The sequence below is a fragment of the Falsiroseomonas sp. genome, from assembly GCF_030695085.1.
Taxonomy (GTDB): Bacteria; Pseudomonadota; Alphaproteobacteria; order Acetobacterales; family Acetobacteraceae; genus Falsiroseomonas.
Window position 1 is genome coordinate 1 of record NZ_JAUYTS010000069.1, and the last position, 15,047, is coordinate 15,047.

Annotated in this window: 10 protein-coding genes and 1 pseudogene; all 11 read left to right on the forward strand. The window is 71.5% G+C overall.

Annotated features, from left to right (window positions below; genetic code table 11):
• Positions 1-534, forward strand: a 534-nt coding sequence (gene rfbC / locus Q8S40_RS08265) for a dTDP-4-dehydrorhamnose 3,5-epimerase (protein WP_370690784.1), incomplete at its 5' end; no start/stop codon positions are given.
• Positions 534-1,445, forward strand: coding sequence for a dTDP-4-dehydrorhamnose reductase (gene rfbD / locus Q8S40_RS08270; RefSeq protein ID WP_305670009.1), 912 nt, complete (start codon positions 534-536; stop codon positions 1,443-1,445). The genes rfbC and rfbD, both read left to right, overlap by 1 nt.
• Complete coding sequence (gene rfbA / locus Q8S40_RS08275; RefSeq protein ID WP_305670010.1) at positions 1,442-2,323, forward strand: glucose-1-phosphate thymidylyltransferase RfbA; 882 nt, start codon at positions 1,442-1,444, stop codon at positions 2,321-2,323. The genes rfbD and rfbA overlap by 4 nt, the downstream gene beginning before the upstream one ends.
• Positions 2,323-5,751, forward strand: coding sequence for a glycoside hydrolase family 99-like domain-containing protein (locus Q8S40_RS08280; protein ID WP_305670011.1), 3,429 nt, complete (start codon positions 2,323-2,325; stop codon positions 5,749-5,751). The genes rfbA and Q8S40_RS08280 overlap by 1 nt, the downstream gene beginning before the upstream one ends.
• 390 nt (positions 5,752-6,141) lie before the next feature.
• Positions 6,142-6,681, forward strand: coding sequence for a calcium-binding protein (locus tag Q8S40_RS08285; protein ID WP_305670012.1), 540 nt, complete (start codon positions 6,142-6,144; stop codon positions 6,679-6,681).
• A 58-nt stretch (positions 6,682-6,739) separates the two neighbouring features.
• On the forward strand, positions 6,740-8,860 hold the full coding sequence (locus Q8S40_RS08290; protein ID WP_305670013.1) for a glycosyltransferase: 2,121 nt from the start codon (positions 6,740-6,742) through the stop codon (positions 8,858-8,860).
• Positions 8,861-8,934: 74 nt separating this feature from the next.
• Positions 8,935-10,233: a glycosyltransferase family 4 protein gene (locus Q8S40_RS08295; RefSeq protein ID WP_305670014.1), complete on the forward strand. Its 1,299-nt coding sequence runs from the start codon at positions 8,935-8,937 to the stop codon at positions 10,231-10,233.
• Positions 10,223-10,915, forward strand: coding sequence for a hypothetical protein (locus tag Q8S40_RS08300; RefSeq protein WP_305670015.1), 693 nt, complete (start codon positions 10,223-10,225; stop codon positions 10,913-10,915). The genes Q8S40_RS08295 and Q8S40_RS08300 overlap by 11 nt, the downstream gene beginning before the upstream one ends.
• Before the next feature lie 4 nt (positions 10,916-10,919).
• Positions 10,920-12,647 (forward strand): ATP-binding cassette domain-containing protein, encoded by a 1,728-nt coding sequence (locus Q8S40_RS08305; RefSeq protein WP_305670016.1) that lies wholly within the window; start codon positions 10,920-10,922, stop codon positions 12,645-12,647.
• The gene (locus tag Q8S40_RS08310; protein WP_305670017.1) at positions 12,644-14,311 is read left to right on the forward strand and encodes an ATP-binding cassette domain-containing protein; all 1,668 of its coding nucleotides are present in this window, start codon (positions 12,644-12,646) and stop codon (positions 14,309-14,311) included. Before Q8S40_RS08305 ends, Q8S40_RS08310 begins: the two co-directional genes overlap by 4 nt.
• 212 nt (positions 14,312-14,523) lie before the next feature.
• Positions 14,524-14,586 (forward strand): annotated as a pseudogene (locus tag Q8S40_RS25165) (hypothetical protein); the annotation flags it as partial.
• Between the last annotated feature and the right edge of the window lie 461 nt (positions 14,587-15,047).

Below are 15,047 nucleotides of genomic sequence, written 5' to 3' on the forward strand. Positions count from 1 at the left end.
GACATCGCGGGCCCGCTGCTGGTGTCGGTACGGCGCTTTGCCGATGCGCGCGGTGCCTTTGTCGAGACCTATTCGCGGCGAGACTTTGCGGCGATCGGCATTCCGGATGAGTTCGTGCAGGACAACCAGTCCCTGTCGGTCGCCACGGGCACGGTGCGGGGCCTGCATTTTCAGCTTCAGCCGCACGCGCAGGGCAAGCTGGTGCGCGTGCTGCGCGGCCGCATCCTGGATGTCGCGGTCGATCTGCGCGCAGCCTCGCCCAGCTTCGGCCGGCATGTGGCGGTGGAATTATCCGCCGAGAACGGACAGATGCTCTGGGTGCCGCCCGGCTTCGCCCATGGCTTCGTGACGCGCGCGCCGGAGACGGAGGTCGCCTACAAGGTCACCGCCCTGTACGCGCCGGATTGCGACCGCTCGCTGGCCTGGAACGACCCCGCGCTCGGCATCGATTGGGGCCTGGCGGCCGCGGATGCGACGCTCTCCGACAAGGACCGCCGCGCCCCGCTGCTCGCCGATCTGGGGCCCGCCTTCTGATGCGCGTGCTGGTCGCGGGCCGCGAGGGCCAGGTGGCGCGCGCGCTGCTGGACCGCCTCGCGGGGCATGAGGTGCTGGCGCTGGAGCCGCCGGAGCTGGACCTGACGGACGATGCCTCTGTCGCCGCCGCCATGGCGCAGGCGCGGCCGGAGCTGGTGGTGAACGCCGCCGCCTACACCGCCGTCGACCGCGCCGAGGACCAGGCGGCGCTGGCCTTTGCCGTCAATTGCGACGGCGCCGCACGGCTGGCCGCCGCCGCCGCCGCCGCCGGCGCGCCCTTCGTGCATTTCTCCACCGACTACGTCTTCGACGGCCGCAAGGGCGCGCCCTACCTCGAAACCGATGCACCCTCGCCGCTCGGCGTCTATGGCCGCAGCAAGGAGGCCGGGGAACGCGCGGTGTTGGCGGCCAACCCGCGCAGCGTGGTGCTGCGCACCGCCTGGGTGTGCAGCCCGGACGGTGCCAATTTCGTCAAGACCATGCTGCGCCTGGCGGCGGAGCGGGACGAATTGCGCGTGGTGGCCGACCAGCACGGCGCGCCGACCTTCGCCGCCGACCTGGCCGAGGCCGTCGCCGTGCTGGCGCCGCGCCTGCTGGCCGCCAGGGCGGGTGCCGAGGCCTTCGGGCTGTTCCACCTGACCGGCAGCCCGCACACCACCTGGCACGGCTTCACCGCGGAGATCCTGGCGCAGGCCGCGCAGCGCGGGCAGAAGCAGCCGCGGCTGACCGGCATCGCCACGGCGGACTACCCGACCCGTGCGGCGCGCCCGGCGGATGGCCGGCTGGATTGCAGCAAGATCGGGCGGGTGCACGGCATCATGCCCGCGGATTGGCGCCAATCCCTGGCGCGGTGCCTGGATCGGCTGGTCGGAGATACGCCGGTTCGCCCGGCAAAGGAGAATTCGGTATGAAGGGCATCGTCCTGGCCGGCGGATCGGGCACCCGCCTGCATCCGGCGACACTCGCGGTCTCGAAGCAGCTGCTGCCGGTCTTCGACAAGCCGATGGTCTACTACCCGCTCTCGGTGCTGATGCTGGCCGGGATCCGGGAGATCATGATCATCTCCACCCCGCACGACCTGCCACTGTTCAAGCGCCTGCTGGGCGACGGCGCGCGCTGGGGCCTGAAGCTGGAATATGCCGAGCAGGACAAGCCGCGCGGCATCGCGCATGCCTTCGTGCTGGCGGAGGAATTCCTGGCCGGCGAACCCTCCGCCCTGGTGCTGGGCGACAACATGTTCCACGGCCACGACCTGGAAGCGCGGCTGATGCAGGCGAAGGAGAATGCGGCGCAGCAGGGCGCCACCGTCTTCGCCTACCGCGTCGCCGACCCGCACCGCTACGGCGTGGTGGAATTCGACGGCGAAAGCCGCGCGCTGACGATCGAGGAGAAGCCGACGCTGCCGCGCTCCGACTGGGCGGTGACGGGGCTGTATTTCTATGATGGCCGCGCCGCGGCGCTGGCCCGCGCGCTGGCGCCCTCGCCGCGCGGGGAGTTGGAGATCACCGATCTCAACCGTGTCTACCTGGAGGAAGGCTCGCTGCGCGTGGTGCGGCTCGGGCGCGGCTATGCCTGGCTCGATACCGGCACGCATGACAGCCTGCTGGAGGCTGGCGAATTCGTCCGCGCGATTGAAAAGCGCACCGGCCAGAAGGTCGCCGCGCCTGAGGAAGTGGCCTGGCGCATGGGCTTCATCGATGGCGACCAACTCCGCGCCCTCGCCGCACCGCTGCGCAACAGCGGCTACGGCACCTATCTCGAAACCCTGCTCACCCGCGACGAAGCGTGATGATCGAGGGCGAGGACAGCCGGGCGCAGGATCGGCAGATCGTCGCGGATAGCGGGGTCTTCGACGGTACCTGGTATGTCGCGCACAACGCCGATGTGGCGCATGGCGGAGAGGACCCGCTTGGCCATTTTCTCGACCGCGGCTGGCCGCAGGGCCGCGCGCCCTGCTTCTACCTCGACCCCATCTGGTACCTCGCGAACTATGCGGATGTGCGGGAATCGGGCGCTGACCCGGTGCTGCACTTCATCCGCCACGGCGATGCCGAGGGCCGCGCCCCCGGCCCGCATTTCGATACCGCCTGGTATCGCGCCCGGCACGGGCTGGCGCCGGAGGATGGCGCGCTGGCACATTTCCTGCGGCACCGGGATTTCGGCGCCAGCCCGATTCCGGAATTCGACGCGGAATTCTACCTGTCCACCTATCGCGACGTGGCGCGTGCCGGCGCCGATGCCTACCAGCACTACGTCACACTCGGCTGGCAGGAAGACCGCGAACCGGGGCCGGATTTCGACACGCGCTACTACGTGCAGCGCCATATGGGCGGCCGCATCACCGAAGCCCCGCTGCTGCACTGGCTGCGCCACCGGCATGAGCCGGGTGTGCATCCGCGCATGCCGCAGGAAACGCCGACCATCCCGCGCGAGGTCCGCCGCAACACCCGCCCGGCTGATGAATTCGAGGAAGTCCAACCGCTACCCGATGGCGCCCGGCCGCGCGCCAAGGTGCTGGCCTACTACCTGCCCCAGTTCCACGCGATTGCGGAGAACGATCAATGGTGGGGCCGCGGCTTCACCGAATGGACCAACCTGCCGCGCGCCCTGCCGCGTTTCGCCGGCCACTACCAGCCCCGCGTGCCGCGAGACCTCGGCCCCTATGCCCTGACCGACATGTCCGTGATGCGCCGGCAGATCGAGATGGCCAAGCGCGGCGGCGTGCATGGCTGGATCTTCTACTGGTACAGCTTCAACGGCCATCGCCTGCTGGAAAAGCCGGTGGATGCCTTCCTCGCCGACCGCAGCCTCGACATGCCCTTCGCCCTGATGTGGGCGAATGAGAACTGGACCCGCCGCTGGGATGGCGCCGAGCATGACATCCTGATGGGCCAGGACTACCGCGCCGAGGATGAGCCGGATCTGGTGGCCACCCTTGCGCGCCATTTCGCCGACCCGCGCTACATCCGCGTCCAGGGCCGCCCGGTGCTGATGGTCTATCGCGCCGGCCTGATCCCGGAGCCGGAGGAGACCATCGCCGGCTGGCGCAAGCGGTTCCAGGACTCGCATGGCGAGGACCCGGTCTTCATCATGACCCAGTCCTTCGACGACATAGACCCGACCGAATTCGGCTTCGACGGCGCCATCGAATTCCCGCCGCACAAGCTGTCCAGGCGCTGCACGCCGATCAGCGCGCATCTGGACTACCTCGACCCCGATTTCACCGGCACCGTCTTCGCCTATGAGGATGTGGTCCGCGCCTCGCTCGATGAGAAAACGCCGGACTACCCGCTGATCAAATGCGCCGTGCCGGGCTGGGACAACGACCCGCGCAAGCAGGGCCAGAACACCGTCATCATCCACGGCTCAAAGCCCGCCACCTACCAGGCCTGGCTGTCCGAACTGGTGGAGCGCGCCACGCACACGCCCTTCTTCGGCGAGCCCTTCGTCTGTGTGAATGCCTGGAACGAATGGTGCGAGGGCGCCTATCTGGAGCCCGACCTGCACTATGGCGGTGCCTTCCTGAACGCCACGGCCCGCGCCGTGGTCGGCGCGCCGGCAACCGAGGCCCCCGGCCTGCTGGTGGTGGCCGCGGATGCCGAGGAAAGTGAGACCGCGCGCCGGCTGATCGACGCCGCCGCCGCGCTGCGCCGCGCCTCCGGCCTGCGGCTGGAAGTGCTGCTGCTGGCCGGCGGCGCGCTGGAGGAAGACTACCGCCGGCTCGGCCCGCTGACGGTTGCCACCGGCGGCGGACAGGCCGAGGCGGCGCTGTCCGCCGCCGCCACCGAAGGCCTGCGCCACGCACTGATGACCAGCGCCGCCGCCGCCCGCCTGGCCAGGCTGGCGGAGGCGCGCGGCATCGCCACCACCATCCTGTTGCAGGAAATGCCGGGCGAGTTGCGTGCGGGCGACCTGCTCTCGGGACTGCGCGGCGCGCTGCGCCATGCCCCTGCCGCGCTAATGCCGGCAGAGGCGGTGCGCGATTCCCTGCTGGCGGAACTGCCTGCCCTGGCCGAGGCGCGGCAGCATGTGCTGGAGCCTGGCCTGCCCTTCCCCGTCAGCCTCGACCTCGCCGCCTGCCGGGCGGCGCGGACGGAAATGGGCCTCGGCGCCGGAGACCGGCTGCTGGTCGGTGCCGGGCCGGGCGACCTGCGGCATGGCTTCGACCTGTTCCTGCAATTGTTCCGCCGGCTGCGGGCGCAGATGCCCGGGCTGAGCGCCATCTGGGTCGGTGCGCTGGACCCTTCCCTGCGCATCTGGCTCGGCCCGGAACTGGCCGCGGCGCGGCAGGATGGGCTGCGCGTGGTGGAGCATATGGCGGAGCCCGGCACGCTGCTGGAAGCTGCGGATCTGGTGGCGCTGACGGCGCGCGAGGCGCCCTTCCCGCTGCTGGCGCAGCAGGCGCTGGTGGCCGGGCTGCCGCTGCTGGCCTTCGCCGGGGCGGGCGGTGCGGCCGATCTCGCGGGGGATTTCGGCGGCGCCGCGGTGCCGGTGGGCGATGTGGAGGCGATGGCGGCGGTAGCAGCCAGGCTGCTGGCCGCGCCACTGGCCGATGCGTCGCGCGCCACCCGCAGTGCCGCGGCGCGCGGGCGATTCGACTTCGCCCGCTACGCCACCGGACTCCGTAGCGTCCTGCTCCCGGGGCTGCCGGACCTGGCCGTGGTGGTCCCCGGTCAGGGCCGCGGCTTCATGCTGGCGAGCCGGCTGGATGCCGTGTTCCGCCAGGATCTGCCGGTGCGGGAGGTGGTGGTGCTGGACCAGGCCGCCGATCCGCGCGTGGCCGAAGGCGCGGCCCTGGCCGCCGCCCGCTGGCAGCGGGACATCCGCACCGTGCCCGCTGCCGCGGTGAGCTGGAACGCGATCGCCACGGCCGCGCTGGCGGCAACCCAGGCGGAGTTCCTGTGGCTATGCGATCCGGACCTGGCACCCGGCGGAAGCTTCCTGCGCCGTGCCGTCTCGGCATTGCGCGCTGCGCCGGAGGCGCCCTTCGCGCGGGTGTCGGGCCGCGTGGCGCCGGGCGCGGCGGTGTGGCGCCGCAGCGCCCTGCAGGCCGCCCGGCTGCTGTACCAGGGCGACCCGATGGCGGCACTGGCGGACCCGGCAGGGCTGGAGGTGCAGGGTATCGCCCTGCAGGACCTCTCACCCGCGCCACGCCCGGCCGAAAGCATCAATCCGCGCCGCCGGAAACTGGCCCGCAGCACGCTGGACGCCTCCTAGCGGCGGGACTGTCCGATATTGCGGGAAGCCCCTCCGGATTTCTAAAATTGTCCCGCCACATGCGACGATATGGGGCTCGTCTCAACCGCGGAGCCTTGACGCCCCTCGGTTGAAAGACGACCGCGGTAGAATGGATCCGCGGCCACTTCCCATCACGGTATGAGGCACCCCAGAGACAATTGAGACTGTCTTAGTTTTTAGCAACTTGATACTATCGCGGCATATTCAGGATATTTAGTCGGCATTTCAGATACCTAAGGGAAATTCGCGCAAACCAGAGCGGGAATGCTGCGCTGCCAAATCGGTTGACTCGCGGCCCGTCTCGTTCCTAATACGGCACAGAGAAATTAGGGTGCCGTCTCCGGTCCCCATCCCTCTACGGAGGCTTCCATGTCTGGTTTCGCATCGATCTCCGGCAGTGACGCCGATGAGCTGCTGACCGCACCGGTCGGCAACATCGACAATCTCATTGCGGGCCTTGGCGGCAACGACACCATCTTTGGCCTCGGCGGCAATGACACGCTGCTCGGTGGTGACGGGGACGATGTGATCTATGGTGGCCTCGGCGCCGATGTGCTGATGGGCGGTGCGGGTAACGACATCCTCTTCGGCGGCAATGGCGCGGACCTGCTCGTGGGCGGTGCCGGCAATGACACGATGGATGGCGGCAACGGCCCCGACACCTTCGATTTCGATGATGGCTTCGGCCACGACCTGATCCTCGGTTTCCAGGTCGGCACGGATACGCTGCAGATCGCCAGCAACATCAACTCCACCGGCATCACCGGCCCGAGCGACCTGCTTCCGCTGGTTTCGGCCGATGGTTCGGGCAATGCCGTGATCACGCTGGGCGCGGATACCATCACGCTGGACGGCATCACGGTGGCCGATCTGACCGCCAATATCGGCAGCATCGTCCAGATCGTCTGAAGGCTGGCCGCCCTGACCAGGGCGGGCACAACTCAGCATGCAGGCGGAACGGCGCGAGATGGGGCCAGCCCAAACTTCCGGCCAGCCGGTCCTCCTGCCCGCCTGGACCCGTCTCGGCACGGATATCGCCGCCATCATCCTGCCCGCCGGCGCGACGAGCGCGCGGGCCCTGTCCCTGCGGGCCGGCGAAGGCCCGGCCTTCCCCCCACTGTCCCAGCTTCCGCTCGACGAGGGTGGCGCGCTGCTTCTTGCGCGCGTGGCGCCCGACCAGACGCTGTCGCTTCAGCTGGCGGATGACGCCTGGTTGCCGCTGGGGGCGCCCGGCCCCCTGGCGCTGCTGGCCGCCGCCGCCGCCCGGCCCCGATTCCTGGCGCTGCTGGCCAGCAAGGCCGCCGGCCCGCTGCGTGCCGGCGCCGATGCGGCGCTGGCGCGGGATCTGGCGGCCTTGGCGGAAGGCGGCGTCCAACCGGCACCGGATACGCTGCGCCCGCTGGTCGGGCTGGGCCTCGGCCGGCTGCTGTGGAAGCTCGATTCGGGTGGCTGGCTGGTCACCGCGCAAGGCCTGGCGCGGGTGGCGGAGCCCGATGGCGGCCTCGCCCCGCTGCCGCCCAACGCCGCCGGCGCGCTGCTGCTGCGCGCGGAGGGGGCGGCGCTGCGCCTGCCCAGCGGCTTCGCCCCGCCGCCCAACCTCGTGGAGCTGGCCCGGCAGACCGCCCCCGCGCCCCGCGCCCTGCTGCGCCAGGCGCTGCTGGCGCTGCGCCGCCACACGGCGGAGCCGTGGTGCGCCGACCAGCTGCGGAATGCGCAGGTGCTGGCCATGGCGCCCACCCGTTCCTCCGCCGAGCCATCCAACGCCGTGGCCGCGGCGATCGATCGCGCCATCTCGGACCATGAAGGCGGCGTTTTCCTGGTTGGCTGGCTGCATGACCCGCTGCGGCTGACCCGGGGCATGACGCTCCGCGGCCCCTTCGGCGGCACGCCGATCGCGCCCGAATCGCTGTTTCGCGTCAGCCGGCCCGATGTGGTGAAGCGCTTCGAACAGGCCGCCTTCGGCGCCACCGATCCCCGTCCCGGCTTCGTCACCCATCTGCCGAATGTCGGCCCCGGCCCCGTCGCCCAATGGCGGCTGGAACTGGCGCTGGGCTCCGGCGAGGCGATCGAACTCGTCGCCGGCCCCGCCCTGATCCCGGCCGCCCAGGCGCGAGAGGCGGTGCTGCGCGGCGTCAATCCACTGGATGTCGGCCCCGCCCTGCTCGACCGGTGCCTGGCCCCGGCGGCGGCCCGCCTGCACCGCGCCGCCGCGGCCGAACCGCTGGGGACGGAGGTGGTCCGCATCGGCCGGGCGGTGGCCAAGCCCAGCGTCAGCCTGGTGATTCCGCTATATCGCAACCTCCGCTTCATCCGCCACCAGGTGGCCGCCTTCGCGCGCGACCCGATGCTGCGGGAAGCCGAGATCATCTATGTGCTGGACAGCCCGGAACAGCGCGCCGAGGCCGACCACCTGCTGCGCGGCATCTGCGGCCTGGCGGGCCTGCCGGTGACCCTGGTCCTGCACGGCCGCAATGCCGGCTACGCCACCGCCTGCAACAGCGGCGCGGCGGAGGCCACGGCGCCGATGCTGCTGATGCTGAACTCGGATGTGGTGCCGGACCGGCCCGGCTGGCTGGCGCCGATGCTGGCGCGGCTGGCAGCGGACAAGCGCCTCGGCTGCGTCGGGCCGAAACTGATGTTCGATGATGGCTCGCTGCAGCATGCCGGGCTGTACTTCGCCCGCGGCCCTGGCGATGACTGGTTCAACTGCCACTACTTCAAAGGCTTCCCGCGCCACTATCCCGCCGCCACCCGGGCGCGGGAGGTGCCGGGCGTAACCGGGGCGGCCATGCTGATGCCGCGCGCCGCCTGGGACGAGGTGGGCGGCTTCTCGGCCGAGTACATCGTTGGCGACTATGAGGACAGCGACCTCTGCCTGCGGCTGCGCCAGGCCGGATTCGCCATCCTCTATGAACCGGCGGCGGAGCTGTTCCATTTCGAACGGCAATCCATCGCCCAGCATGGCGGCTACGCCGGCACCGTCGCCGCCGCCTATAACCGCCGCCTGCACCATCGCCGCTGGGCCTCCACCATCACGACGCTGATGGAGGATTTTCCCCGCATGGGGGAAACCCACGCGGCCGCCTGAAAATCGCGAAGTCCTTGAAACGCCGGGAATCGGTGATGTCACCGCAACCCGCTTTACTTTAGTTTTGTGGAGCCATGCGCCTCCTCGTCTTCTGCCATAACCATCCTGACCTGCAGCCGGGCGGCACCGAGGTGGTGGCGCGTGGGTTGTTTCGTGCGCTGCGCGACCAGCATGGGGTGGAGGGGCTGTTCCTGGGCGCCGTCACCGCCCAGCATCGCGAACGCCGCCCCGGCACGCTGTTCCAGTCCATCGGCCGGCATCCGGATGAGATGCTGGTCTGGCTCAGCCATTTCGATCGTTTCCACCTGTCGCAGGTGGACAGCTGGGGGCTTGCGGAGCTGGCCAGCTTCGTCACCGACTACCAGCCGGATGTGATCCACTTCCACCACCTGCTGTATTTCGGCATCGAGACGCTGGATCTGGTGCGCCGCGTCGCACCAAAGGCGAAGGTTGTCGTCACGCTGCATGATTTCTTCGCGCTGTGCCCGCAGGAGGGCCAGCTGCTGACCACCGATGGCAGGCTCTGCCCTGGCCCTTCCGCGGATGGCTGCAAGCGCTGCTTCCCCGGCCGCGGCAGCACGGATCTGGTGCTGCGGGAAATTGCGGTGCGCGGTGCCATGGCGGGGGTGGACCTGCTGCTCTCGCCATCGGAATTTCTGCGCGACCGCTTCATCGCCGCCGGCTGGGATGCGGGGCGGATCGCGGTGATGCGGAACGGCATCGGAGCCGGCCCCGTCGCACCGCCACGCGCTGCGAATGGCAGGCGCGATCGCTTCGGCTTCTTCGGCCATGTCAACCGCTTCAAGGGCAGCCTGGTGGCGCTCGGCGCCTCTGCCCGGCTGACCCGGCAGGGCATCGCGCACGACCTGGCGCTGCATGGCGGCACCGCCCACCAGGCGGATGAATTCCTGGCCGAATTCAAGGCGGCGCTGGAGGCGGCGCCGGATGCGCGCCACCACGGGCTGTATGGCGCGGCCGAGATGCCGGCGCGGATGGCCGGCGTCGATTGGGTGGTGATGCCCTCCATCTGGTGGGAAAACGCGCCGCTGGTGGTGCAGGAGGCGTTCCGCCACGGCCGCCCGGTGATCTGCGGCGATGTCGGCGGCATGGCGGAAGCGGTGCGCGACGGCGTCGATGGCCTGCATTTCCCGGTCGGCGATGCGGTGGGCCTGGCGCGGGTGATGCGCCGCGCGGCGGAGGAGCCGGGGCTGTGGGACCGCCTCGCCGCCAACATCACGCGGCCCGTTGGGATGGAGGAGGCGGCCGCGGAGCATCTGGCGCTGTATCGCCGCCTGCTCGGCGCGGCGACGCCGCTGAAGCCGGCCATGCGGGCGGGTGCCATGCGGTCGGGGGGGCGTGCGCGTGTCGGCTGAACCCCTTCCCGCCCCGGACATCCGCGGCTTCGTCGATTCGGTCACCGGCAACCAGATCGATGGCTGGGCCTTCGAACCCGCCCAGCCTACCGAAAGGGTGGTGGTGGAATTGCGGCTGGATGGCGCGGTGGTCGCCACCAGCGTCGCCGATCTGCACCGGGCGGACCTGATCCGCGCCGGCATCGGCGATGCCTTTCACGGCTTCCGCTTCCTGCTGCGCCCGGCCTGGGCGGAACGCCGCGCCGACCTGCTGGTGGTGGCGCGCGGCGCGGAGGGTGGTGAGGTTCCGCTGCCACTGTTCCGCCGTGGCGCGCCCGCCGCCCCGTCCGGCGATGGCCGCCCGGCACCGACCAACCCGCAGATCGTCAAGGCGATCGAGCAGCTCATGGCCGGGCAGCGCGCGCTGGAGGCCCGGATGCAGGAGCTGGCGCTGCGCCCGGCGCCGGACCAGCCCATGGCCACGCCGCTGACCGCCGAGCCGGCGGAGGTGGAACAACGCATGGCGGTGCTGGAGGCCTGGGTGGCGCGGCTGGATGAACGCCTCGCCAGCCTCCAGGCCGCCCCGGCGCCGCGCGCCAATGGTCCCGCCGGCCTGGATACATGGCAGGTGGTGCTGATGGCCTTGCTCGGGGTGACGGGCCTCGGCGCGCTCGCGGTCTTCGCGCTGGTCCTGGCGCTCTAGCCGCATGGCAGAGGCCCGCCGCCTGCCCAACCCCGCCGCCCCCTGGAACGACACCGCGAAACCGGACCGGCGGGACGTGATCGAGGTGGTGCGGGCGGAGGTCTCGGCCGCGGCACGGCTGACGCTGGCGCTCGGCCTGGCGCTCAGCTTCGCCACCTTCGGCGTGGTCGCGGCCAAGCTGATGATCTGGCAGATGGTGCTGCCCACCGGCAATCCCTGGACCCTGGCCGGCCTCGCCATCGTCTTCTGCCTGGCGGTGGGCATGCTGCTCGGGCTGGACCAGCTGCGCGAATTGGGGCTGCTCGCCGTGTCGAACCGGCTGGCGCGGCGGCTGGCGGCGCCGCTGGTGCTGGCGGCGGCGCAGCAGCCGGGGCGGTCCGACCTCGCCGCCGGACAGGCGCTGCGCGATGTGGAGGAATTGCGCCGCAACCTGACCGGCCCGGTGCTGACCGGGCTGGTGGATGCGGTGCTGGTGCCGACGCTGATCCTGCTGCTGCTGTTCTTCCACTGGGCCTTCACCTTCTGGGCGCTGGCCTGCTGCCTTGCCGCCGCCGGGCTTTCCCTGCTGGGGGACCGGCTGACGCGGCGCGCCGTCGCCGCCTCCAACGAGGCGCAGGCGCGCACCGCGGGGCTGGTCGCGGATGCGATGCGCTGCGCCGAGGCGGTGGAGGCGATGGGCCTGCGCGCGCCGCTCGCCGCGCGGTGGGAGGCGCGGATGCAGGAAGGCGCCGCCGCGCTGCGCGGCGCCCAGGCCGGCGCGCGCTGGATCGGCGCGGGGCTTGCCACCATCCATGGCATCGGCTCGGGCGGGGCGCTGGTGGTGGGCACGCTGCTGGCGGCCAATGGGGTGAATGTCGGCTTCGGCATGCTGCTGGCCATGCTGATCACCGGCCAGGTGATCACGCCCTTCGCCCGCATCGGTGGCGCCACGCATGAATGGGGCGCGGCGATCGCCGCCTGGCGCCGGCTTGCGGTGATGATGCGGCCGGACCGCACGGCCGATACCGCCATCGCCTTCCCGTGCCGGGAGGCGCGGCTGCGGCTGGAACGTGTCAGCTTCGCCCATCGCGGCGCGCCCCGCGCGCTGCTGCGCGACGTATCGCTGGAGGTGGCGCCGGGGCAGATCGTCGCATTGGCCGGCACCGCGGGGGCGGGCAAGACCACGCTGCTGCGGATCGCGGTCGGCATGATCCGCCCCTCCGCCGGCGGCTGTTTCCTGGATGGCCAGGCCACCTGGCAATGGGCGCGGGAGGATTTCGCGCGGCATGTCGGCTACCTGCCACAGGACCCGCTGCTGACCGATGGCACGGTGGCGGAGGCGATTGCCCGCCTCGCCCAGCCGGACATGTCGGCGGTGATGGAGGCGGCGCGGCTGGCCGATGCGCATGGGCTGATCGCCGCCCTGCCCGCCGGCTACGCCACGCCGACCCGGGCGGAGGGTCCGCTTTCCGCCGGCCAGCGGCAGCGCGTGGCACTGGCTCGCGCGCTGTATGGCAATCCGCGCCTGCTGGTGCTCGATGAACCCGCCGCCTTCCTCGATGCGGCCGGGGAGGAAAGGCTGGTGCGGCTGTTGCGGAGCCTGGCGGCGCGCGGCACCGGAATCCTGCTCACCTCGCACCGCCCCGTGCTGCTGGCGGCGGCGCACCGGGTGGTGACGCTGCGCGGCGGGCAGGTGGTGCCCGCGCCGGGCGCGCCGCTGCTGGCCGCCCCCTTGGCGGGGCGCGCCGCATGAGCGGGCAGGTCACCCAGGCCTGGGCCGCGCTGCGGCAGGCGCCGGCCTTCCGGCGGCTGCTGGCGCTCGTGCTGGCGATGTCCTTCGCCAGGCAGGCGGCGCTGCTCGGCATGCCGCTGCTCACCATGCATATCTTCGATGGCATGACGGAAGGTCACAACCTGGACACGCTGCTGGTGCTGTCCATCGCCTTCGTCATCGCACTCGGCATGGCCGGCGCGATGCGGGCGCTGCGGGCGGCGCTGCTATCGGCGCTGTCCGAGGATATGGCCCGCCGGCTGAGCCTGGAGGCGTTGCAGGCCGCGGTGCGCAGCGCCCTGCGGGGCAGCCGGCAATCCGGGCTGGCGGCGTTGCAGGACCAGTCGGAACTGCGGCGCTTCCTCGGCGGCAATACCCTCGCGGACCTGTTCGACATGACGGCGCTGCCGGTGGCGCTGATGGTGCTGTTCCTGCTGCACCCGGTCTATGCGCTGGTGGTCGGTGCCGCCTGCATCATGATGGCCCTGCTCGGCCTGGTGCTGGACCGCACCACGCGGGGGCTGGTGCGTGATGCCTCCGACCGGCAGCTGAAGAATGCCGGCGAATTGCAGGGCCGGCTGCGGCAATCGGACATGCTGGAGGGTCTCGGCATGCTGGGCGCCGTGGTGCGGCGGTGGGAACCGGCGCAGGCGGCGGCGCTGGCGGAGGGTGACCGCGCCCAGGCACGGGCACGCGCGGTGCGCGGGGTCACGGAATACGCCTCCTACATGGCGCAGGGTGGCGTGGTGGTGGTGGGGGTGGTGCTGGCGCTGGGCAACCAGGCCTCGCCCGGTTCGATCATCGCGGCGATGATGCTGGCCGGCACCGCGACGCAGCCGATCGCGCGCCTGGTGCTGGCCTGGCGCGAATGGGCCTTTGCGAGCCTCGCCTGGCAGCGGTTGCAGGAGCTGTTCCGGGACCACGCGGCGCCCGCCGTGCAGCCGGCCGACCCCGCAGGGCCGCCGGGCCTGTGGCTGCGCGAACTGCGCTGGACACCGCCGGGCGGGCTGCATCCGGTGCTGGCCGATGTCACGCTGTACTGCCCGCCGGGAACGGTGACGCTGGTGCTGGGGCCGAACGGCGTGGGCAAATCCTCCCTGCTCCGGCTTGCGCTGGGCTTGCTGCCGGCGGAGGGCGGGCAGGCGCTGCTGGATGGCCAGGCGACCCATTTCGCGGACCGTGCCGCACTCGGCCCGCGCATCGGCTACCTGCCGCAGGATGTGCAATTGCTGGATGGCAGCATCCTGCAGAATATCGGCCGCTTCGGGCCGGAGGATGCGGCCGGCGTGGTGGATGCCGCGCGGCTCGCCGGCGCGCATGAGATGATCGGCCGCCTGCCGCAGGGCTATGCCAGTGAGGCCGGGCCCACCGGCGGCCTGTCCATGGGCCAGCGCCGCATGATCGGCCTGGCGCGTGCCCTGTACGGCGCACCCGATTTCCTGGCGCTGGATGAGCCGGAGGCCGGGCTGGACCAGGCGGGGCGGGAGGCGGTGCGGGATGCTGTGCTGGCAGCCCGGGCGGCCGGTGCCGCCTGCCTGCTGATCAGCCATGAGGCGGCACTCTGGGCTGGGCATGTGGACCAGGTGCTGCGCCTCGCGCCGGGCGGCCATTGGCGTGCCGAGACACCCGTGGAGAGAGCAGCATGACCGCGCGACTGGCCGGGCCGCGCCCGATGGCGCTGAACTTCGCCGAGGCCGAGGCCGCCGCCGCCACCCCCGATGTGCGCCGCGTCATGCGGGCCTCGCTGCTGCTGCTGGTGCTGGGCTTCGGTGGACTGCTGTTCTGGGCCGCCATCACCCCGATCGAGCGCGCGGTGGTGGCGCGCGGGTCGCTGGTGGCGGAAGGCCGGCGCAAATCCATGATCCTGTCCGAACCCGGCATCCTGCAGGAATTGCTGGTCCGCGAAGGCCAGCGCGTGCAGGCCGGGCAGGTGCTGCTGCGGCTCGATCCGACCACGGCCGAATCCAACGCCGTGCAGTTGCGCGCCCAGGCCCGGACGCTGACCGCCCGCGTCGCCCGGCTGCGCGCCGAACAGCAGGACCAGCGGCAATTCGCGGTGCCGGATGAGATCGTGGCGGCCGCCCGCGCCGATGCCGCCCTGGCCGCCCTGCTGAATGCGGAAGCCCGGCTGTTCACCGCGCGCTGGGACGCCTTCGACAGCAACATGCGGGTGTATGAGCGGCGCGTCGCCGTGCCGCACGAGCAATTGCTGGCCGCCGGCGCCCAGCGCGTCGCCGCCGCCGCCCGCGCCGCTTCCGTCCGCGCCGATCTGCAAGGGCTCGCGCGAGGCCAGCAGGCTGGACGGTCGCGTATGCAGCACGCTGCCGCAATAGCACAGCCTGGTGACACCACGGCGATTCAGCAGGTGGGCGTCGATGCGCG

Coding starts and splice junctions, on each gene's coding strand:
- rfbD (WP_305670009.1), top strand. CDS start 534: ATGCGCGTGCTGGTCGCGGGCCGCGAGGGCCAGGTGGCGCGCGCGCTG.
- rfbA (WP_305670010.1), top strand. CDS start 1,442: ATGAAGGGCATCGTCCTGGCCGGCGGATCGGGCACCCGCCTGCATCCG.
- Q8S40_RS08280 (WP_305670011.1), top strand. CDS start 2,323: ATGATCGAGGGCGAGGACAGCCGGGCGCAGGATCGGCAGATCGTCGCG.
- Q8S40_RS08285 (WP_305670012.1), top strand. CDS start 6,142: ATGTCTGGTTTCGCATCGATCTCCGGCAGTGACGCCGATGAGCTGCTG.
- Q8S40_RS08290 (WP_305670013.1), top strand. CDS start 6,740: ATGGGGCCAGCCCAAACTTCCGGCCAGCCGGTCCTCCTGCCCGCCTGG.
- Q8S40_RS08295 (WP_305670014.1), top strand. CDS start 8,935: ATGCGCCTCCTCGTCTTCTGCCATAACCATCCTGACCTGCAGCCGGGC.
- Q8S40_RS08305 (WP_305670016.1), top strand. CDS start 10,920: ATGGCAGAGGCCCGCCGCCTGCCCAACCCCGCCGCCCCCTGGAACGAC.
- Q8S40_RS08310 (WP_305670017.1), top strand. CDS start 12,644: ATGAGCGGGCAGGTCACCCAGGCCTGGGCCGCGCTGCGGCAGGCGCCG.